This is a genomic window from Alteromonas sp. ABH4_456, from assembly GCF_056160645.1.
The window spans coordinates 14,094-36,581 of sequence record NZ_JBSWXO010000003.1 but is presented as its reverse complement, the minus strand read 5'-3'; the positions used below and the strand labels follow the sequence as shown (position 1 = coordinate 36,581).

Here is a 22,488-nt window from a genome sequence, read left to right as displayed (position 1 = left end):
ACAAACAAAAGCAGCGCAAAGGTTAAATACCCTTGCGCGGCTTTTTTGATCCCGCAGGTTACTGCGATATTGCGGAGCTTACCGGAAGATATTAACCGGCAACCGCAGAAGGAATGGCTTTCTCCAGCTCTGCCCAGGCATGGCGGGCGCGGGCGATTTCAGACTGTTCCTGCAGAATATTCTTTAAATCCTGCTCTGTCGTCAGCGGATTGGCCAGCACTACACGAAATACAGTTACCGGCTTCGGATTCAGGTCCGGGTTTTCAAGGCGGGTACGTGACACGAAGGATTTACCGGCTTCACGTTGCAGCTTTTGCACATTCACCACCAGCGCATCAATTTTGTGATTCAGGCGTGCTTTCTCGTCATCAGAAGCGGTTTTCAGTTTTTCCTGTATAACCGGCGGACAAACGCGGTAAGTCAGCAAGGATAATGTGGGTGCTGTCACCAGTTCGAAATCAGGATGCTCTGAAATCATACGGGCGAAGGCTTTTGCCTTACTGATACTCTGGTCGATCAGCAGTTCATAACCCCGGCGGCCAAAAATATGTAATGACGCATACACCATCATCGCCATACCATTTCTGGAGCCTTCCAGCGTTGTTGCACCTAAGTCTTTCGACCCCTGACGCAGAATGTACTGGGCATGATGGCGCACAGCATTGGCATCTTCAGGATTCTTAAACAGTGCCATACCAGCTCCCATGGGCACGTACATTTGCTTATGCGCATCAATGGTAACGGAATCTGCACGCTCTATGCCTTTAAGCTTGCTCCGGTGCGTGCCGGAAAACAACGTAGCGCCGCCCCAGGCAGCATCCACATGGAACCAGCAACCCAGCTCACGGGCCACATCTGCCAGTTCATCCAGCGGATCAACGTGACCGGTTTCCGTAGTACCGCCAACACCCACCAGAGCCAGCAACTTATTGCCTTCTTCCTGATAGCGACGGCCTTCAGCAAGCGCCTGTTCAGGTGACAGGGTTTGTTGCGGGCATGGCAGGGTAATTAGGTTGTCACGCCCGATCCCCAGCACATCCACGGCTTTAGACAATGAGTAGTGACCACGGCGGGAACACATTACGCCCATCTGGTTAATACCATAATGGCGGTAAGCAGCAGCCAGACCTGACTTAGCCACACCGGCAAATTTCTTATCCGGCCCGAGAATTTTATTCCGCGCAACCCAAAGCGCTGTAATGTTTGCCACCGTACCACCAGAGCAGAACGCTCCCAGTGCATGTCTGGCGCTGTGCAAATACTGCTGGTACCAGCTGTCTTCCTGGCCATAAACCAGGTTGTGCATCATGCCCAGTACCTGCCGTTCAAGCGGTGTAAAGGCTTTAGATGTTTCGATTTTTACCAGATTCTGATTCAGGCCCACCAGCAATTTGGCCAGTGGCAAATGAAAATAGGGTAACGCAGAGGTCATATGACCAATAAAGGTCGGGGAATAGGTATTGACAGAATGGGCGACCAGCTTGTTCAGCAACGACTCAGCGTGAGAAGAAACAAACTCAGGGGATTCCGGCACAAAGGGATCAGAAAAGTCCTGCTCAACCTCTTCCAGCGACGTCTTTTTCGTCACTACGTGCTGAGACAGAAAATCCAGAATGTTATCGGACAAATGCTGTTCGATTTGTGCGAGCTTTGAGTCTTTGTGTTCAGGTTTAGTAAAGACCCGAAACAGATGTTTCAGACTGACTTGTGCTTCACCCACTCCACACACCTCTTAATTAAATTGGAGCAAACCGCGCTTCGCCACAGGCAAAGTACAACACCGGCTGCACCCTGACAAACATCGTCAGTGACAATGAAAACTTAGCACGCATCTTACAAAGTGCCGAACTTTACCCCGGAAACACGCCTGCGCCAAGTGTAAGACGGATTAAACGGTAGTGATAATCACGCCAAATGACTTTAAATACCGCCCATCATTACGGTTAACACGAATATGTGAAAATAGAGAATGGGTAATCTGACAACGTCTGCTATAGTGAAAAGACAGGAATAGCCAGAGGCGAGTGACATGCCAATTCGTGAAATAACAGACAGCTACACCCTCGAATCTATTGTGCCTTACTTTCAGCCAATCGTCGATATCAGGTCAGAAATTGTATGGCGTTATGAATGCCTTGCGCGACTTGTTACGCCTGAACAACGGGTTTTCCTGCCCAGCGATTTTCTGTACCTCATTGAGCGTAACAATCATATTCACCAACTGGCTGAAATGATGTTTTGCAAAAGTGCGGTGTATTTCGAAGAATCCAATACGCCCTGGAACATCAACCTGGATGCCTCTGATCTCAATAACGAAGAGCTGCTGAACTCGCTTATCACCCAACTTGCCAACTATCCGAAGCCCTCACGGGTATGTGTGGAAGTCAGTGCTGACGTAGCCAGCCACCATTATGAAACCCTCAAACGCTTTATCGATAAATCTATGCACAGCGGAATGGGCGTGTTTATTGATAATCTGGGCAAAAGCAGCGGCAATGTGCGTAAACTGATGTCGCTGCCAATACGGGGCGTCAAACTGGACGGCGGCTTATTGCGCCGGCTCGACCACAGCGAAGAAATCGAGGATTTCATACTCAGCATTTGCGACCTGGCTAAAACACGGCATATGAGTATTGTGGCTGAACATGTCGAAGATGCCGATACCCTGGAAAAAGTGATGCAACTGCCGATTCAGTATGCACAGGGTTTTGTATTCTGTGAACCAGCTCCGGTGCCGCGCAACGCCGCTGCCCACTGATAAAACATACTTGCATATGTCTACACAGGTAAATCAGGGGCAGCGTTCAGGATTTAACCAGTAGATTATCAGTGATTCTCAAACGCTTTATTAACCGTGGCTGCGGGCAATGCATAACTTGCCTTCTTGCCGCCCAGGTCAATTAATATCGAGTCTACCAGGACACCTGAATCAACCATGTAAATGGTCAACGTGTGTTTACCGGGCTTGTCGATAAGCTGCTGGATAGATCCGGTCGCCTGGTTTTTCAGAACATTTTGCTTCCACGTCTCACTGCGCCCTTCTGTACGAAAATCCAATATTTCAGGATTGTTATCATCTACAACAACGGCAACACGAACGCCTCGTCCTTCATACATAGGGTGAGTCGGCACCACATTCACACTAATCTCAGCCATACCTTGATTAAACGTATAAAAATCATATTCCAATGCAGGACCTTCAAGAGACAAAAGATCTGCCGATTCCGGGTCGGCGGTCACGGGGACTGCTTTCATGGCACTCCCGCTGTAACCCAAATTGTCGACTTTCTGCCAACGACGGTTTTCCCCGTTTTTTTGACGCTGGAAGTTGGCCGCATCCAACACCACATATCCCAGATCTTCCACGTAACCATCAAAACTCTTCAATTCTGGTAAATCAGGGTTAAACACATTCAAACTAATATCCGATTGAAAAACTTCTGTCGTAAAAATCAGTTTGCCGGGCACTTTAAATGAAGGAGGTATTAACTGATGATCATGACCGAGTGGTGGCTCTTTTAAGGCTTCACCTTCAGGGACTTTGCCCCAGTCGATATCCACCCACACCCGTTCATGAGGATGAGCCTGGCTCAATCTTCCCTGTGTTTTAGATAATTTAATCCACGGTTGTTGAGGAGAAATACTCCACTTTCTCGCTTCAGAGCCATTCAAATAAATATCAATAAAACGCGGGTTACGGGTAAAACTATTAAATACAGGTAAGGTACGGGCATGGCTATTAGTGATATGCGAATTGGCTGGCATGTCGAAGCCCTCTAACACAAACCCTACAGCCTGCTTCTGCTCTCGATGAGGCTGTGCCGAAGAAGGTGTATCAAACACAGGTAAGTTGCGCGGAGACGCAGACATGATGTGCTGCCACTTACCACCAGCTAATTCAGTATTGTAATAACGGGTAATGTCCCGGATGGTTTGATAACTCGAGAGCATCTGTTCTGCATACCAGTCAGCATCACCACGGCCCTGGGCTGCAGCAAAGACATTTTTATAATGGTAAAGCCATTTGAGGCTCATATTCCCGGCCGCGACAATAGGGTAATAGGCCAACTGGTAAAACGCATCCTGACGGGTCTTATCGATTTGCGGCTGTAAGGTTTCAACTTCTTTGATCAACGCCTGCCACCGGGTGATAAGTGCGCTCACTTCATCGCCGTAATGAGTTTGTGTTAGTTCGCCGGGCTGAGGCAATGACACTGGTTCGACATGACTCCAGGCCATAAATTCAGGGCGTCGTTGATACACAAGATGAAAATACTGTTTGAATATAGCGACCAGTTTATCTGATGCCCCGGCCGACAGGTCGCGGGCAAAATACTCCGCCATTTGCAAGTAAACATCATCCGCAGAATTAAACTGATCTCGCTGCCAGGCAATGTCCATAAATAACTCGGTATTGTATTCGTGAGGCTTAATATCCCCTACATTCAATATCCATTGCTCTCTGGCGTGGAGATCCCACGCTTTTGTAATTTCCTGCCACATTAAAACAGGGTTAGTCGAGTTTAACCACAGATAATCATGAGGCCGCCCCCAATAAGACGTGTGATAGTAAATACCCGCCCCACCACTGCGTTTTTGCTCTTCGGGATTGCTGAGTTGTCGCAGGTAACCGTAGTTATCGTCGGTCCACATTAACGTGATGTCATCGGGTACTTCGAGGCCGTTTTGGTAGTAAGTTAATACTTCTTTATAAGGCACAAAAGCTTGCGGAATGGAATCGACATCTTCGCCAGTAATCGAAGACAATAACTTTCTTTGATCTGTAATCACCTTATCGAGCAAAGCTACCTGATCAGCCATGGAGCTGTCGCGCATGATCATTGGCGAGTCATGTTCACCTCGCATCGCCACGGTGTAGATACTCTCAAAGTCTTTTGTTTCTCTAATTCGATTACTAAAAAACTGCTTTACGGCGCCAGCATTTGTATCGTAACGATATTGCCCCATTACATCCTTGTCCCATTCCCCGTTGATATTCGACAACATAGGTTCCGCATGGGAGGAACCGACAACAATACCGTAATCGTCAGCGACTTGTTTATTCTCAGGAATTGCATAAAAAGGTGTTGTGGTTTTATGCATAGCGGGCCAGATAGTATTGGCCCGCAAACGCAATAACAGTTCAAATACGCGGGCATAAGTTTTTGGCCCTATGTCACCGGTTTCCGGCTCATAGTTTTTCGCTGCCCAAATCTGTAAGCCCCAATCCTCATCATTAAGGAAAATACCACGATACTTAACATCCGGTGATGAAGAGACTGATGTTGGTACGTCAACAGACAAAGGATACTGTGTAGCGGGCGTGACATCGGCCCACCATTCCCATGGAGACACGCCCATCTGACGTGACAATGAAAGTAAACCATAGGCAGTACCACGCCGGTCACTGCCCACAACGACTAAAGCCGGTTTGTCACCCAAAATAGCAACAGGCTTCAGCCAGATCTGATAGCGTTCCCACTGACCTTGAATTGAGGACGGGTCAATGTCTCCCTGTTCAATTAAGCTGTCGATCAAAGCGCTTTGACCTAATGTTCCGGCAATAATTGCAGTGTGAGGAACCGGACTAAAATGTGACGCGAGTGACAATTTGTGACCGCTGATTGCCGCCACATCGCTGGCTAGCATAGCCGCTGATTTGTGTACTACTGTCGCATCTGATTCATCAACAAACAGCGTGGCTACACCTTCTTCCCCAACTAATGAAAAAGGCCCGGCCCAACTTTGCATACTCAGGCCAACACTACATAAAATTACGAACATCCACATTTTGGATTTCCACCACAATACCACTGTCCTTTCTCCTTGCAGAAAATACTACTAACGAGTCTGAATGTACGAAACCGCACTTATCACACCAGGTAATTCAGCCAAACCTTTCAAGCAAGACTTTCTGTTCTTCTGACATGACATCCAGACGGGCTTTGGCTTTGGCCAGCAAACTTGCCGGGTAATCTGCTTCTGCCCCGTCGTTGCATGATGTAAACGTCGTATGCCGCAAAGTCAGAGTATTCAAAACGAAGTGCGTATGTTTTATCGGACAATTGATAGTTGAGGTTAGTACGTGTCCAACCAACTACCGGCATAAAGTTGTAGCAAACCCCAGTCACACCAACTGCGCCCGCCTGTTTGATTTTTTCCAGGGTAATGGTGTCATCAGGACCAAACCATCTCCACGTTTCAATCATAAATAGTTACTCTTCGAAAGTTATAATGCCTGTTCGATAATTTCCCAAAGCGCCCCCTGGGTATGGTAATCACACTTAGCGCCAGCCAGACTTTTCTCATTGTTGTAAGGCTTGTTGTCCGCCGTAAGTACACGGAACCAACTGCCGTATGTGTGGTCAATCATGGCGCTCCAGCAATACGCCCAAATTTTCTCATACCATTGCCAATACGCATCATTACCTGTTGCTTTAGCTAACAACGCAGCCGCTGCTAACGACTCGGCTTGTACCCAGAAATATTTGTCACTGTCGCAAATTTCACCGTCAGGGGCATGACCATAAAAAATACCGCCGTTTTCCTCGTCCCAGCAAAGGTTCAGTGCGCTATCAAATAGCGCTTGCGCTCTTTCCACCATCCAGCTTTCGGGCTGATGACGATGCAAAATTAACAGTAATTTAGTCCATTCAGTTTGGTGGCCCGGTTGGAAGCCCCACGGACGATAAAGATTTTTCGGGTCGTCTTTGTTGTACTCCCAATCAATCGACATATCAGCATGGTAGTGTTCCCAAATCAGTCCTTGCGTCAGTGCTGCTTTTTCTACCGCGAAAGTTTTTGCCAGTGTATAAGCACGTTTTAAAAACGCCTTATCCCTTGTTGCATCATAGGCAATTAATAACGCTTCACAGCAATGCATATTGGCATTCTGACCGCGATACGTACCTAACGTTGACCAATCTGGTGAGGCTTCATCGGCATAGCAACCATCGGACTCTTGCCAAAAACGCTCGTTGAGTATTTCCCACGCCTGATATAAAGGTATCTCAGCCTTGTTAAGTCCTGTTTTCACACAGGTTGCGAGCGCTAGGATCACGAAAGCTAATCCGTAAGCATGGTTGGTTTGGTCCACCGGTGTATTAGCATCTAACAACCAATTATACGCTTGACGTTCTTCATCCCAGTGCCGGGTAAGCAAATACACTAAACCGTGCTCAATGCGTTGGAGGTCTTCTTCACGTTGAAAGTGCTGATAGGCTTTGCAATAGTTGAAAATCATCCGGGTGGAGCTCACCAGATGCTTTTTCCCCGGTTCGAAAATGTCACCATTGTCGTAATAGTTCTGATGAAAACCACCGTTAACTTCGTCCATTACATTCGGGGCATAAAACGCCAGTATATCTTCAATGTGTGACGTTAATGCCTGTTCGCTTTTACAGTCCAACATAATCTAACCCTCTATTGTTCATTTGGCAGCTTGCTGCCTTTTTGTGCATACCAGGTCACAAATCCATAACTGGCTAACGGCACGATAAAGCTCATCTGAATACTCAGGGTGTCGGCTACAATGCCCTGCAAAACAGGCAAAATTGCACCTCCAACAATAGCCAGACACAACAGACCCGCACCTTCAGCCGTTGCTGCCCCTAACCCACGGATTCCCAATGAGAAAATGGTGGGGAACATGATGGAGTTGCACAGTCCAATCAATACCACAGCCCACATTGCGATACTGCCACTGGCTGACATCACAACAACGAGCAGAACTATAGCCGCCAAAGCGTTAAATGTGAGTGCTGAAGACGCTTTGATGTACTGCATGATGTAAGCACCAGCGAAACGCCCGACCATAGCGGCGCCCCAATAAAGCCCCAGATAGGTGGCTGCATCTTTGTGAGTGAGACCAGCGATATCGTCGCTACTTAAAAAGTTAATCAAAAAGCTACCGATCGATACTTCGGCACCGACATACAAAAATATTGCCACGGCGCCTAACACAAGATGGCGATGAGCGGTGAGCTTTTTCACAGCCTCTCCTTGCAGGCTTGCAGATTGCCCGGACTCTGCGGCAATTTTAGGTAGAGGAAAACGCTTAAATACAATCGCCACCACAACCAGCGCCAACGCAATCAACAAGTAAGGAATTTGGACCGACTCAGGATTAGCAGGCCCTTCGAGCTGGCTCGCACCAATGATTAGCGCACCGCCAAAGAACGGGGCGACGGTGTGCCCCACAGAATTCAATCCCTGGCAAAAATTCAACCGGCTTGATGCGCTTTTTTCATCTCCAAGCGCAGCCACATAGGGATTTGCCGTCACTTGTAATATCGTTATTCCACTGGCGAGAACAAATAGCCCCCCTAAGAAAAACACATACAACTTCACTTCTGCAGCGGGGTAAAATAGTAGACAGCCCACCGCTGTAGTTAATAAGCCCGCGATAATGCCGGCTTTAAAACCCAGGCGCCTAATTAACTTACCAGCAGGCAGTGACACAAGAAAGTAAGCACCGAAAAAGGCAAATTGCACCAACATGGCTTGAGTGTAATTAAGTGAAAACGCACTTTTAAGGTGAGGAATCAAGACATCATTCAAGCTTGTCAGAAAGCCCCAGAAAAAAAACAATGCACTCATCGCTAATAATGGCGAATGCGACTTCGCTATTGAGGCTTGTGTATTACTGACTGTATTCATTGGTCACCTTTATGTTCACATTTCGACAACCTCACAACTCTGGTAAGGCCACCTTACAGAGAGTAAATGAAGACCATCAACATTGCAATAAAGGGGTCGTACAAACCGGGAAATACACACAAACCATTGTTTTATAGAAATATTGCATTTATCAGAACCACTAACCAAGTGATTTACAGAAAGAAATACCATCTATAACCGGAACGTAATTTTCGTACCATAAATGTAATCTGCGTTTATTTATTGTAAAAATTTGGTTGTTGAACGTATTAACTTGTGATTATACTTATCCGGCCTTACCAATTATTCATAAGACTGGGAGAGACAGCATGAAAAAACGATTCGGGGCGCAATACACACTCACACCGTTAGCCACAGCTTTGGCACTGGCATTACCAATTACGGTGCTAGCGCAAGAGACAAGTTCACAGGATCCTGAAGTGATAGAAGTTAAAGGGATTCGTTCTAGTGTTACTAAAGCATTGTCGATGAAGCGTTACGAAGTAGGTGTCTCTGACGCCATTTCCGCTGACGACATTTCAAGCTTTCCTGATGAAAATATCGCCGAATCGATCCAACGTATTGCCGGTATTCAAATTCAACGTTCGAACGGACGCGGTGCGTTGATCAGCATTCGGGGACTAGGCCCCGAATATGCGGCAACAACCCTGAATGGTCAGGCGTTTGCCAGCGCACAATTTGACGGTGGCTTCCGCTTTGATATTGTGCAGTCAGAACTGGCATCAGAAATTCAGGTATTCAAAACTCCCAGCGCATCAATGGATGAAGGCGGCTTGTCTGGTGCTGTGAATATAGGCACAGCTAAGCCTCTCAACTATTCCGAACGCAAGATGCTTGCAAAAGTCGAGGCAAACTACTCAGAAGACCGCAGCAGTGCCACACCCGGCGGAAGCTTTACGTATATCGACCAATTTAATGACAACCTGGGTGTTTTAGTTAACTTTGGTTATCAGGAGCTCGATACCCGTTATGACTTAATGTACAGCCAACGTTTTTCCGATGTTGACCTGAACAGCGATGGCGAAAGCGATTACGCAGCTAATGGCATCCCACTGGAACGAACCAATCGTCCCCGTATGCGCCGCGAAGACGGCAACACGCAACGTTATCTGTTAAATACAGCAATACAATATGTAGCCAGCGATACTCTGGAATTTGGATTAACAGGGATTCTTGCACAGGATGAACGTAAGATTTACTTCCAGCAGTTAGTTCCACTTTTTGGTGGTGGTGATCCTGAACCCACCCTTACTTACCTGGGTCAAACAGATAATACTGTAGACCATATCCTTGCTGAGAACATTCGCGTAGAAGCCAACCATACCCGTCAAACTGAAGACCGTACCAGCTACGCTCTAACAGGTACATCAGAATGGATGATTACCGATGATTTCACCATGAATAGTGCACTCCATTACACTGCGGGAAGCATTGACATCGTAGAACGCGCAGTTGTATTAGGTATTCGTTCAGATCTTGAAGTCGACATGGATCCAAATAATCCCGTATTCACTTCAAACGGCCTCAATCCGGTGTCAGATCCCAGCTCATGGGCGCTAGATAATCTGTTTCGTAATGACATCTCAGGTAAAGTGCAAACTTACGATACTGACGAGCTCGCAGCACAGGTTGACTTCAACTATTATCTCGACAGCGATTTCTTCAAAGCCGTGAAGTTTGGTTTCAAGCACCGCAGACAAACCCTGGATACAGAAAGTACACGTTATGACCGGAATTTCCGTGACGACGATATTTATACTGCGCCTTTCCCTACTGTTGCAGAAGCGAGTTATACCGTAAATGACTTTAGCGGCGGTGAGTTCGCCGGGTTAAACTTGAATTATGTATTACCGGATGTTGATGCTTACCTGCAAGCCTTTGATGAATCGGGTCTGACAATTGAACCAAACTTCCAGGAAGCCGGATTCTTTCAAATCGATCGTAACATCACTAATTTTTATACACAGCTGGACTTTGGCAATGATTACCTGCGCGGTAATATTGGCGTACGTTACGCTAAAACAGATCGTACCGTTGACACCGTTACTTATGACGGCGGAATTCAAGTAACAACAGGCGCATTTACGGATATCGGCGGCGATTCTGCCGAACCGTCATCGAGTAGCTTTGATTATGACAACTGGCTACCAAGCTTAAACCTTGCCTATGATCTAACCGACGACATCGTGATTCGTGCTGCGGCAGGCAAAGTATTGGTGCGCCCGATTATTGGTGAAACCGCGAGCTTTGGCCGCGAGATTGCGACTCAGGACAACGGTACCGATATTATTGTGAATGTCTCTGAAGGCTCTTTCGACCTTCCGGCACTGACCGCTAACCAGTACGATTTAAGCGCAGAATGGTACTTCAATGAATCAAGTGCAATTACGTTAGCATACTTCAAAAAAGAAGTTAAAAATCAGGTTATTACTGAGGCAGTATGCCCGGGTGATTTCCAATTAGCCGATGTTTCATTTGACTCAGCAACCGGTGAATGTCGTGGCACCGATGGCTATATCTATAACATCACACGAAATCGTGCGACCGATGGTGTTTTAGAGATCAATGGTATTGAGCTTGCTTATAACCAGTCGTTTGATTTCTTGCCAGCACCATTTAATGGTTTGGGCATGATCGCTAACTACACCCTGTTGGATGCAGACAATCCACAAGAAGAACAACCGCTTCTGGGTTCATCAGAACGTACTGCCAACCTCATTGGTTATTACGAAAATGGTGGTTTCGCCATTCGTATTGCCATGAACTATCGCAGTGAATATTCATTGAATGATGGCTCAAAAACAGGTGAAAACTTCGGTGACAGCAGTGCCATAGTGCCTAATCCCGGAAGCTTACTCGATGCCCGGAAACAAGTCGATGTATCCATGTCATACGAGTTTGAGAATGGCGTAAAAGTGTCGTTGGAAGGTATTAACGTTAACGGCGATTACGAGCGTGGAACACGTTTCGAGAAAGCCCGGTTACAATCTGTTGCGACCTTTGGCTCTACCTACTTCATGGGTGTAACGTACAGCTTCTGACAATTGTGCTTATGTGGTTACCTTTTTGGTAACCACATACTTTAATTTGGTCATGTAAATTGACCACCCGAACAGTAAGACGCTAGAGTGGAAGTAAAGCAGGTTCAGAAAAAACAATATTCATGCACTTTCAAATTAATGATTTATCAAGCAAGCGCCTTTATTTGCAAATCGCCGAACAAGTCCTGGAGATGATAAGTCAGGGTAGTTTACGTGTCGGTGAAAAACTACCGGCAGAACGCAAACTTGCGGAAACCTTTAATGTTAGCCGCCCCACTATCCGCGAGGCAATGATCGCGCTGGAAGTGAGTGGTATTGTGGAAATTCGCTCGGGCTCCGGCGTGTACGTCATCGCTGAATCTGGCCGTAGCGAACTCAACATCGAAGACAACTTACCCGGCCCGTTTGAAATTCTGGAAGCCCGTTTGTATTTTGAATCAGAAGCCGCAGCTTTAGCTTCTCAGCGGATTACTCATCAGGAAATTCATCAGTTAAAAGTGTTTCAAAAGAAAATGCAAAATCTTGAGAGTCAGGATTTAGCAAAAACACATAGTTATGACCGAAGTTTTCACGAGCTGATCGCACAATCAACAAGAAACTCCAGTATTTACGAAATCATCTGTGGGTTGTGGTCGCTACGTAACCGGTCTGAAATGAATACCACTTTCGATGCGTTAATTCGCCGTCGTGGTGCGTCACCAATAATTGAAGATCATCACCTGATTATAGAAGCATTACAAAGCAGAGACGAAAGTCGGGCAAAACAAGCAATGAGATCCCATATCCAGCGAGTCATCAATGAGTTCTCAGAGTGCACCTTAAACGACGACTAGTTACCTGACCCTTAATGCATCGGTGTGATTGATCGCAACCCTCTTGGAGAAAGACATGCGATTAACGCATTGCGCTGTTTCAGCGTTATTTGTCAGTGCGGCGCTGGCTGGCTGTGAAAAATCTAATAAAGTAGAAGCACCGGTTTCTGTGCAACAAGCAGTGAGTGAACAGCTTGCCCCTGTCGATGCGGTATGGCCCTGGTTAGATTCAGCCAATTCCCGCTGGTTTTACTTTAATTCAGCCACCCGACCGTTCGGCATGGTGAATCTCAGCCCCGACACCGAAATTGACGGAGCATGGGGTAGTGGTTACCGGTATAACACTGAGGAAGTAAAAGGCTTCAACCATGTCCATGCATGGCAGTTGTCAGGTTTATCGGTGCTTCCTATCTCTCAACAGCGACCACTGGCAGAGATAGAAAACGACTATTTCTCTGCGTTTAGTCACGACAAAGAAAATGTAGCGGCTGGCTACCATTCGCTCATCCTTGAACGCTATGGCATCAACGCTGAGTTGACCGCCACCACCCGAGTTGGCTTTCATCACTATGAATATACCCAAGCGGGACCGAAACAGATCTTGCTGGATTTAGAGGGTCAATTTGGTCCCTCGGAGTTATCCAAAGGCAGCTTTACCCAAATTGATGACACCACGTTTAGTGGTTCTGTGATTAATGCACCCACTATTCGTCGCCCGCGCCCTACACCAGTGTTTTTCTATATCAAACTGAACAAGCCGGTTGCCAAAATTGATGTCAATGAAACAGCAGCGCTGCTAACACTGGATGACTCTACAGATGACGTGCTGATGAAAGTGGCTATTTCTTACGTAGATGAGGATGGTGCTAAGCAAAACATGCAATCTGAGTTACCCGGGTGGGATTTCAACGCCACTGTAGCGGCTTCACGTGATACCTGGAATGAATGGTTAGGGAAAATCCGGGTAGAAGGGGGAAGTGAAAAAGTGCGCCGTCGTTTTTACACCGATTTATTCCACGCGCTTCAAGGGCGTCGAATTATCTCTGATGTTGATGGCCGCTATTCAGATCAAACCAGCGCTGAACGAAAAATCAAACAACTCCCCTTAAATGCGCAACACCAACCTGAATTCAATCACCACAACTCAGATTCATTCTGGGGCGCTCAGTGGACTATTCAAACCTTGTGGCCGTTGGCCTATCCCAAAGTGGCGTCTGACTTTTCAAACTCTATGCTTACCATGGCGGAAGATGGCGGCTATGTGCCCAGAGGGCCATCTGGTGGAAATTACACTTACGTAATGACAGGCGCCTCGTCTACGCCATTTATCGTCAGCACTTATTTAAAAGGTATTCATGATTTTGACCCGCTGAAAGCCTATGAAGCACTGAAAAAAAATCACTTACCCGGCGGTATGATGAGCCACGCAGGCTATGAGCACGACACCGCCGTAGGTGGTGGATTAGAATACTATATGGAACAAGGCTTTGTGCCCTATCCTCTGCCAGTTGAAAGCGACGCGTTCCACCGCGATGGAGCAGGTCAAACCCTTGAATACGCTTATCAAGACTGGACTTTGGGACAGTTGGCGCAGGAACTCGGCCTTGCTGAAGATGCTGAGTGGCTGAAAAACCGTAGTCTCAATTATCGGAATATTTATGATACCGGGACCGGTTTCATGCGTCCGAAAGATGAAAATGGTAAGTGGAAAGCCGACTTTGACCCGTTTGAATACCGGCACGGTTTCGTCGAGTCGAACGCAGCACAAATGACGTGGTACGTACCTCACGATATTACCGGCCTCGCTGATTTAATGGGTGGGGAAAAAGTCGCAGCCAATCGTTTGAATGAGGCCTTTGAAGCCGCTGAAAAACTTGGATTTACTTCGGGTACCGCGCACGCTCAGGAAACCCACGAAGAGTACCGCCGTATTCCTGTGAACTACGGCAATCAACCTTCAATTCAAACCGCATTTATCTTTAATGAACTCGGTGAGCCGGGCAAAACCCAATATTGGTCCAGGGAGGTGGTCAATCAGGTTTATCAAAACTTGTCACCTGAGCATGGCTACAACGGTGATGAAGACCAGGGATTAATGGGTTCACTTGCGGTATTAATGAAAATCGGATTATTCCAGGTCGATGGCGGCGCGCGTCAAGAGCCCGTTTATCAAATAGGAAGCCCGATCTTTGAGCGTATCACCATTGCTTTAGATGAACGTTATTACAGTGGCAAAAATTTCACGATTGAGACCGTGAACAACAGTGACGAAAATCGTTATATTAAATCGGCATGGTTAAACGGTAAGCCTCTTAACCGCCGGTATCTGACGCACGGAGAAATTACCCGGGGAGGGTTACTCAAACTTGAAATGACGTCCACTCCCTGAGGTTAATCCTGTTCAGTGACGACTCTTCCATATCTTAAAGGGAGAAATTGACGTTCTGAGAATAGTAAAGGCCGGATGACCGGCCTTTACTGCTTACAAATGTATTTAATCAGCTTCATCGTAACGGGTATTCAACCGCCAGCATGGTTGCCCGCTGCCACGGTACTTCCGCTCGAAGGGGGTCATGTGGTTATCACCGGTAATTTCACTGATATCTCCGGATAAACCATAGTGACTTGCCGCGCGGGCAAACTCCATCAGATACAAAAACCAGTTGCTGCGCACCTCAATGTTACTACACAGCGCCATAACATCCACCATGGCGGCAGAGGCGTACCAGCGCTTTTGTACCTGAGACGGTTTCGGATAAGGATTAGGGTACAGCAAAAAGTGCTGCACTATATTCCAGTCCGCCGTGCGAGCCAGGCGCCAGAAGTCATTTACATCTGCACGAAACACAGCGTAGTTCTGACTTTCTGACTTATAGTGCACGTGCTTATCTACTCTCAGCGCCGACTTATCAATACCAATAACTCTGGCATCAGGAAAGCGTTCAGCCAGGTTGACCGTGCTTTCCCCTACCCCACAGCAGGAATCCAGAATCACATCGCCCTGCCAGTCATCCAGCCACGCACACACGTCATCAAAAGATGCGCGGGTATGGTCACTCACCGGGCGCTGATTTTCCGTGCGACGGTACCGCTCGACCAGTTCATCGAGCTTCTCATGAATGCCCTGCTGATTACTCAATACTTCGCGGGAATTACCGGTACTCACAGTTAACTCCGGATCCCGCGACCTTTTGTCAGCAGATGATGTGCAACAGCGTAAAGCACCACGTTGAAGCCGACAAGAATGGCAATGGACACAGAAACATTAACGTCTGACACACCTAAAAAGCCGTAGCGAAAACCATTCACCATGTACACGATCGGGTTCGCCTTGCTGACAATTTGCCAGAATTCCGGTAACAGCGTTAACGAGTAGAATACGCCGCCCAGATAGGTTAGTGGGGTCAGCACAAAAGTGGGCACCATGCTGATATCATCAAAGGTTTTTGCAAATACCGCGTTTACCAGACCGGCGGTAGCAAATAAGGTGGAGGTAAGCAGCAAGGTAACCACAATAGCGGCCAGGTTGTGAATTTGCACATCAACGAAAAACATTGATACACAGGTCACAATAATGCCGATTAAGATAGCACGGGCCACGCCGCCGCCCACGTAACCGAAAATGATCACCCAGGTCGGTACAGGAGCCACCAGCAATTCTTCAATATTGCGTTGGAATTTGGCGCTGAAAAACGACGATGACACGTTTGAATAAGAGTTCGTGATCACAGACATCATGATCAGTCCGGGAACAATAAACTCCATATAGGTGAAGCCGCCCATCTGACCAATCCGTTCACCAATCAGACTACCGAAAATGACAAAATACAGTGTCATAGTAATTGCCGGTGGCACCAGTGTTTGTACCCAGATGCGCAGAAAGCGGGTACATTCTTTAATCCAGATAGTATTCAGCGCAATCCAGTTATTTTGTCCGTGCATGATTACGCCTCCTCTTTGGCTTTACGGCCATTCTCGACCAGGGTAACAAATAACTCTTCCAGGCGGTTCGACTTGTTACGCATACTGAGCACCGGCACCGATTGCTCTGTTAACTGGGTAAATACCGGATTCAGCCCTTCAGTTTTCTCCACATCCACTTCCAGCGTATTTTCATCCAGCAAACGGTGAGTAAAACCTGAAATGACCGGCTTGTTGGCGTAATTGCCAAGATCCAGCACAAATGTTTCCATGCTCAATTTGGCCAGCAGTGACTTCATGCTGGTGTTTTCCACTATTGTTCCCTTATCAATGATCGCGATATTGCGGCACAGCATTTCCGCTTCTTCGAGATAATGGGTCGTCAGGATGATAGTAATCCCCTGTTCATTGATGGTTTTAAGGAAGTCCCACATGGAACGGCGGATTTCAATATCCACACCGGCGGTGGGCTCATCCAGAATCAGCAATTTGGGTTCGTGCATTAACGCCCGTGCAATCATCAGGCGGCGCTTCATACCTCCTGACAACGTGCGCGCAGCCATGTCTTTCTTTTCCCACAGGTCGAGCTGCTTTAAGTATTTTTCGGCCCGTTCTTTAGCCACGTTACGGGGCACACCATAGTAACCCGCCTGATTCAGTACGATTTGCAGTACGGTTTCGAACTGGTTGAAGTTGAATTCCTGCGGCACCAGGCCAATGCAGGATTTAGCCTTTTCTTTTTCAGTATTCAGGTCGTACCCGAACACTTTCACATCGCCTTCGCTGGCGTTAACCAGTGAACTGATGATGCCGATGGTGGTGGATTTACCGGCACCGTTAGGTCCCAGCAGGGCAAAAAAATCACCCTCATCTACATGCAGGTTGACGCCGCGCAGTGCCTGCACGCCACCTTTGTAGATTTTCTTCAAATCTGTGATATCCAGCGCTTTCATGCTTTGCCTGTTTTGTTTTCATTAAGCCGTTAATAATAACATGAAAAAAGCGCCCGTTGCGGGCGCTAAACGTTGGGGTTGGGAGGATTAACGAAAGGAATTAGCGCTGTGCCGTCATAACCTGTCCGGCTGGCAAGATTTGCATAACCACTTTGCGGTCGAAGAAGGTATTTTCTGCAGAAGAATGCTGACTGCCCGCTTCCCCGACAGCAAGCAGGGCAATTTTATCTTCACTCACACCCCGTGCTGTGAGTGCCTGTTTAACCGCGCCGGCGCGCTGTTCTGACAATGTCTGGTTAAAGGTGGCTTCGCCGCGATAATCCGCATAACCGGTTAACCGGATCCCCAGCCCTTCATGTTGCTTAAGCGCCTTCGCAATCAGATCAAGCTGCGTACTATAGAGTGCTTCGATATCGTCAGAGCCGCTCTTAAACTGAATGGCACTCTCCATCGCCATCACCTGCTCTTCCGGATACGACGTCAAACCTACCTGAGTGATTGAAGCCTGAAGCTGCGCCGATTCCAGTGCATCTCTTACAGCCAGAAGCTGCTGTTGAGATTCAGTTAATGCAGCATTGCTGGCCATTAAATCAGCCTGTGTGTCTTTTAACTGTTCACTGGTTGCCTTGCTGTCACCAATCACGGCCCCGAGAATACCGGCAACGCCGGCGCCAATGGGACCTGCCACAATAGCACCGATAACCACGCCGGTTCCTAATCCGACTGCCGCAGCTTTGTCTTTTTGTTCCTGATAATGCCTGTCACTGGCAGCCTGTGCTACCGGGTTAACCATAACCGCGATGATGCCTGCTAAAAGTACTTTTTTACCTGTCATGTTCATTTCCTTACCAGAGTGAGTGTTGATGGTAATAATTAAACCGGCACAATCTGACCATGCTCCAAGTGAAATGGGGAAAGGTGGCGAAGCATTGTGATAAATCGGGGCAATCAGGTCACCCGCACCACGTTACGCCGGTTAAACAGGGCAAATATGGCTAAAAAGTGGCGTTACGGGGGAATTTTGTCTTAATCAGGCATTGTTCAGTTTTCATGGTGTATAGTCATGCCACTGAAACTGAAAAGATTAATGACGATGCCAAGAACTATTGCTCTTGTTGAAGATGATGCCGCCATCAGGGAAAACTATATTGCTGCACTGCAGGCGCAGGGTTATCAGGTGAATGCCTATGCTGACAGACCATCCGCTTCTGCAGCGTTCTCACAGGCGCTGCCTGATCTGGCTATTATTGATATTGGCCTGAAGGAAGAAATGGAAGGCGGCTTTATGTTGTGTCAGCAACTGCGACAGCTATCCCAGACCATGCCGGTCATTTTCTTTACCGCCAGAGACAACGATGTGGATACCATCAGCGGACTGCGTATGGGAGCCGACGACTACCTGACCAAAGATATCAGTATGGCGCATCTGCTCGCACGTATCGCCGCCCTGTTCAGGCGCACGGACTTATTATCCTCGCCGAAGCAACAGAGCGAACAAATTCAGCTTGGTCATTTAAGTGTAGATGTCAGCCGCATGACAGTAAGCTGGAAGAACGAGCCGGTTGCCTTAACAGTCACAGAGTTCTGGATGCTGCATGCATTGATCAAACATCCCGGCCACGTAAAAAGCCGGCAACAACTGATGGACGAATCACGGATGGTTGTCGACGACACCACCATTACGTCCCATATTAAGCGCATGCGTAAAAAATTTATCCAGCTGGACAGCACCTTTGATCATATCGATACGGTGTATGGCATGGGTTATCGCTGGCAGGGCTGATTGTTCGTGAACTTACGCTTTTCTATCCGCCTGCAATTGCTGGTGCTGTCGCTATTTCTGTTCACCATCCCCTGGCTGGGTTACCGCTATGTGTGGGAGCTTGAACAATATTTGCGGACCGGGCAGGAGCAGACCATGATTGGTACAGCAAGAGCGGTAGCCACTGCCCTGCACGAACGCCCGGCCCTGTTTGACAGTCAGTCTGCTTATTTAAAAGATGTTCGCCCCGGCACAGATTTGTACGCTCCGCCCATCCCCACCCCCATTCAGCTGGATGGTAAATTTTCAGACTGGAATGCAGTCTCTGGCCTCAGTCAGCAATATGGTGAAGGTCAGGTAGTTTCCTGGTTTGGCAAAGTTGCGGATTTTCCGCCGGTCACACTGTCTTTTAATCATATGGTGGGACGCTACGGAAAATACCTGTATGCCATGTTTGATGTGCAGGATGACAGCGTTGTGTGGCGTGCATCTAACGCACTGGCCGTCGATCAGAGTGACCATTTACTGATCAGTGTTATTGCCGGTGACGGCGAACTGGAACGTTTTGTCATTGCACCTTACTCAGAAGGCTGGGTGAATGCATTTAAGCTGGACGACACGCCGGGGGGCTACAGAGCCACAGACAACGAACTGCGTATTCAGGGCCGCTGGCAACTAACCGGTGAGGGATATGGTATTGAACTACGCTTTCCATTGAGTATGACCACAGGCGCTCTCGCCTTTGCGCTGGTTGATGTGGACGATCCGGCCAGCCGGGAGAAGCGCTACGCGATGGGCACAGCGAACCCCAATCAGGCCGACGGCATGGGCACGGTACTGACGCCGTCGCCGGAAATTGAACGCATCCTTTCCGGGCTTAAATATGCCGATTCACGGGTGTGGGTAGTCGATAACCACATGCGTGTACTTGCCAGAGCCGGCTCGATCCAGTCAGCCACTGGGTTTAAAGTACGCCGTGAGGAGCAGCAAGGTTACCCGTGGTGGCAGTGGCTTGAGCAGCATGTTTTGCTGCCGCTTTATTATCATATTCTGACCCGTCCGCCAGCCGGATTTGTTGATGAGTTGCAGGGCGCGTATGCGCTGGCCGGAAAAGATATTGCTTCGGCGCTGTCCGGCACACCGGATTCCTTATGGCGGCTTTCTCCTGACAGTAAAGCCGTTATTCTTTCCGCCGCTTACCCTATTTATATTGAGGAAAACGTGATGGGTGCAGTGGTGGTGGAGCAAACCACCAACGGTATCCGTACCCTGCGAAACCGTGCTCTGGAGCAACTTTTCCACGTAATCCTGGCAGTAATGCTGCTGGGCACCCTCAGTTTATTTCTGTTTGCTAACCGTATTTCTAACCGGGTGCGGACACTGAGAGACAACACTGAGGCAGTGATTGACGATAACGGCAAAATTGTCGGCAGTTTACCGGCAGTGCGCCGTGTAGATGAAATTGATGACTTGCATCAGTCCTTCGCCGGCGTGTTAAACCGTCTTCAGCAATACAATTCGTATCTGGAAAACATGGCCTCACGACTCTCCCACGAATTGCGTACGCCTATTGCCGTTGTACGTTCATCACTGGACACCATCAGCGAAGTGAAAGATCCTTCCCAGCAGTCTGTTCTGATTGGCCGGGCGCAAAGCGGCATCACCCGGTTGAGCACCATTTTAAACAGTATGAGTGAAGCCACACGACTGGAACATGCTATCGCTCAGGAAGACCCCGAACTGTTCGATGCAGCTGCTGTCGTTTCAGGCTGTATTGACGGCTACGCCTATGTTTTTTCTGAACGTACCTTCCAACTTAAAATCTCGCTGGAAGAGGCAAAATTACGGGGTTCAGGGGATTTATTCGCGCAGATGCTGGATAAAATTATCGCCAACGCGGTGGAGTTCAGTCACAACGGCGATACGATTACGGTGCACTTATGGCGGGAAGGTAAATCCGTAAAACTGTCAGTGACCAACCCGGGACCACCGTTACCCGATAATATGAACGACAATCTGTTGCAGTCGATGGTATCAGTGAGGCCGGATGAAGAACGCCACAAATCCGCTGAACACCCTCACCTTGGTTTAGGACTGTTTATTGCCAATATGATTGCCGGCTACCACAAGGGGCGCGTGCAACTGAGTAACCTGCCGGACAACACCGGGGTTTGTGTTGTGGTGCAGTTGCCTATGGCGGGCTAGTGCTTTTTAATCATCGCCGCCAAGGTCAGGCACGTTTTTCATCAGCATGGCAGCCCGGCGGCGCGCCATATTCTGTGCATATTTGCGGATGCTGACCGTATTGTCTTTCTCATCCACAATTTCAATACCGAGAAGATGCTCAAGAATATCTTCCAGCGTAACAATCCCTTCCAGACCGCCGTATTCGTCCACTACCATGAAAATGTGTACCCGCCGCGTCATGAACAAATCAAGGACATTGGCAATAGGCATACTGCTCAATACCGTGATCATATCCCGCCGGTAATCTTTCAGTTGTTTTTGCGTATTCCCTCTGGCGAAAGCCAGCAATAAATCTGAACGCATAACAAAACCATGGATATGCTCACTGTCTTCGCCGGTATAAACCGGTATGCGGGAGAACTCCATATGAGCATGTTGATGGAAGAAGCCTTCCACTGTCATGGTTTCTGATAAGGAGAACATCGACGTACGGTGAGTCATGGCATCCCGCACCTTCACTTCATGCATATTCAGCATGTTTTTCAGAAAGGCAGTCTCCTTTTCGGCCAGTTGTCCTTCCTGCCATGACAACTCAGCCATTGCCTGCAATTCATTGCGGCTCAGCCCTCTTAGCGGGCTTTCTTCTTTAAACCCTTTTGTGAGCTTTTCAGAAAACCATACAAAGGGGGTTAGTAACCAGGTGAGGTATTTCAGAAACCATGCAGTCGGTGTCGCCAGTGCCCGCCAGTAGGTGGCACCCAGCGTCTTAGGAATGATTTCAGAAAAGATCAGGATCAGTAAGGTTAAAATCGCACTGATGATCCCAAGATACGCGTCGCCAAACACCACGGCGGCCTGTGCCCCCGCTCCCGCAGCTCCCATGGTATGGGCAATGGTATTTAATGTCAGAATGGCGGATAAGGGCTTGTTGATATCATCGGTTAATCCCCGCAGCAATTTACCGGAAGGTGCGGCTTCCTTTTCCAGCACTGAAATATAGGCAGAAGAAATACTCAGGATCACCGCCTCAGCTATCGAGCAAAGAAATGAAAAGCCCAGCGCTATTAAAATATAAACAATCAGCAGAAACATAGCGTTGCTAAACCCGTTAATTAGACGCGAAAAATAACCAT

The 22,488-nt window shown here is 47.9% G+C and carries 16 protein-coding genes; 6 read left to right on the top strand and 10 right to left on the bottom strand.

What is annotated here, in order from left to right; translation table 11 throughout:
• Positions 1–91 precede the first annotated feature (91 nt).
• A complete protein-coding gene (gene panP, locus ACXAG2_RS05470) occupies positions 92–1,720 on the bottom strand; it encodes a pyridoxal-dependent aspartate 1-decarboxylase PanP (RefSeq protein ID WP_474845310.1) in 1,629 nt (542 codons plus the stop codon).
• Positions 1,721–2,029: 309 nt separating this feature from the next.
• Between panP and ACXAG2_RS05465 the strand changes: the two genes are divergently transcribed.
• Positions 2,030–2,758 carry an EAL domain-containing protein gene (locus ACXAG2_RS05465; RefSeq protein WP_474865055.1) on the top strand — a complete coding sequence of 243 codons (729 nt, stop codon included), beginning with the start codon at positions 2,030–2,032 and terminating at the stop codon, positions 2,756–2,758.
• Positions 2,759–2,826: 68 nt separating this feature from the next.
• On the opposite strand, the gene ACXAG2_RS05460 is transcribed toward ACXAG2_RS05465, so the two are convergent.
• The 4 genes from ACXAG2_RS05460 to ACXAG2_RS05445 all read right to left on the bottom strand — a co-directional run bounded on the left by ACXAG2_RS05460 (position 2,827) and on the right by ACXAG2_RS05445 (position 8,658).
• Positions 2,827–5,790 (bottom strand): glycosyl hydrolase 115 family protein, encoded by a 2,964-nt coding sequence (locus ACXAG2_RS05460; RefSeq protein WP_474865053.1) that lies wholly within the window; start codon positions 5,788–5,790, stop codon positions 2,827–2,829.
• 110 nt (positions 5,791–5,900) lie between these two features.
• The gene (locus ACXAG2_RS05455) at positions 5,901–6,209 is read right to left on the bottom strand and encodes a mannonate dehydratase (RefSeq protein WP_474865051.1); all 309 of its coding nucleotides are present in this window, start codon (positions 6,207–6,209) and stop codon (positions 5,901–5,903) included.
• A 20-nt stretch (positions 6,210–6,229) separates the two neighbouring features.
• Positions 6,230–7,408: an AGE family epimerase/isomerase gene (locus ACXAG2_RS05450; protein ID WP_474865600.1), complete on the bottom strand. Its 1,179-nt coding sequence runs from the start codon at positions 7,406–7,408 to the stop codon at positions 6,230–6,232.
• Positions 7,409–7,422: 14 nt separating this feature from the next.
• Positions 7,423–8,658, bottom strand: a complete 1,236-nt coding sequence (locus tag ACXAG2_RS05445) for a sugar MFS transporter (protein ID WP_474865049.1) — start codon at positions 8,656–8,658, stop codon at positions 7,423–7,425.
• 329 nt (positions 8,659–8,987) lie between these two features.
• Here ACXAG2_RS05445 and ACXAG2_RS05440 point away from each other — a divergent pair, with 329 nt between their 5' ends.
• The 3 genes from ACXAG2_RS05440 to ACXAG2_RS05430 all read left to right on the top strand — a co-directional run bounded on the left by ACXAG2_RS05440 (position 8,988) and on the right by ACXAG2_RS05430 (position 14,921).
• Positions 8,988–11,720, top strand: coding sequence for a TonB-dependent receptor (locus ACXAG2_RS05440; protein WP_474865047.1), 2,733 nt, complete (start codon positions 8,988–8,990; stop codon positions 11,718–11,720).
• A gap of 122 nt (positions 11,721–11,842) precedes the next feature.
• Complete coding sequence (locus ACXAG2_RS05435; protein ID WP_474845319.1) at positions 11,843–12,553, top strand: FadR/GntR family transcriptional regulator; 711 nt, start codon at positions 11,843–11,845, stop codon at positions 12,551–12,553.
• A 55-nt stretch (positions 12,554–12,608) separates the two neighbouring features.
• Entirely contained in the window at positions 12,609–14,921 is a 2,313-nt protein-coding gene (locus ACXAG2_RS05430; protein ID WP_474865045.1) for a GH92 family glycosyl hydrolase, read from the top strand.
• A gap of 105 nt (positions 14,922–15,026) precedes the next feature.
• Here ACXAG2_RS05430 and ACXAG2_RS05425 read toward each other — a convergent pair whose 3' ends face one another.
• The 4 genes from ACXAG2_RS05425 to pdsO form a co-directional block, all read right to left on the bottom strand.
• Positions 15,027–15,698, bottom strand: a complete 672-nt coding sequence (locus ACXAG2_RS05425) for a methyltransferase domain-containing protein (protein WP_474865043.1) — start codon at positions 15,696–15,698, stop codon at positions 15,027–15,029.
• Between the two features lie 2 nt (positions 15,699–15,700).
• Entirely contained in the window at positions 15,701–16,474 is a 774-nt protein-coding gene (locus ACXAG2_RS05420; protein ID WP_119499909.1) for an ABC transporter permease, read from the bottom strand.
• Positions 16,475–16,476: 2 nt separating this feature from the next.
• Positions 16,477–17,406: an ABC transporter ATP-binding protein gene (locus ACXAG2_RS05415; RefSeq protein ID WP_119499908.1), complete on the bottom strand. Its 930-nt coding sequence runs from the start codon at positions 17,404–17,406 to the stop codon at positions 16,477–16,479.
• A gap of 100 nt (positions 17,407–17,506) precedes the next feature.
• Positions 17,507–18,241 carry a sortase-associated OmpA-like protein PdsO gene (gene pdsO, locus ACXAG2_RS05410; protein WP_474865041.1) on the bottom strand — a complete coding sequence of 245 codons (735 nt, stop codon included), beginning with the start codon at positions 18,239–18,241 and terminating at the stop codon, positions 17,507–17,509.
• A gap of 258 nt (positions 18,242–18,499) precedes the next feature.
• On the opposite strand from pdsO, the gene pdsR reads away from it, so the two are divergent.
• Positions 18,500–19,189 carry a proteobacterial dedicated sortase system response regulator gene (pdsR, locus tag ACXAG2_RS05405; protein ID WP_119503272.1) on the top strand — a complete coding sequence of 230 codons (690 nt, stop codon included), beginning with the start codon at positions 18,500–18,502 and terminating at the stop codon, positions 19,187–19,189.
• 6 nt (positions 19,190–19,195) lie between these two features.
• Positions 19,196–21,373, top strand: a complete 2,178-nt coding sequence (gene pdsS, locus ACXAG2_RS05400; RefSeq protein WP_474865039.1) for a proteobacterial dedicated sortase system histidine kinase — start codon at positions 19,196–19,198, stop codon at positions 21,371–21,373.
• A gap of 6 nt (positions 21,374–21,379) precedes the next feature.
• On the opposite strand, the gene ACXAG2_RS05395 is transcribed toward pdsS, so the two are convergent.
• Complete coding sequence (locus ACXAG2_RS05395) at positions 21,380–22,447, bottom strand: CNNM domain-containing protein (protein WP_474865037.1); 1,068 nt, start codon at positions 22,445–22,447, stop codon at positions 21,380–21,382.
• Positions 22,448–22,488: the final 41 nt, after the last annotated feature.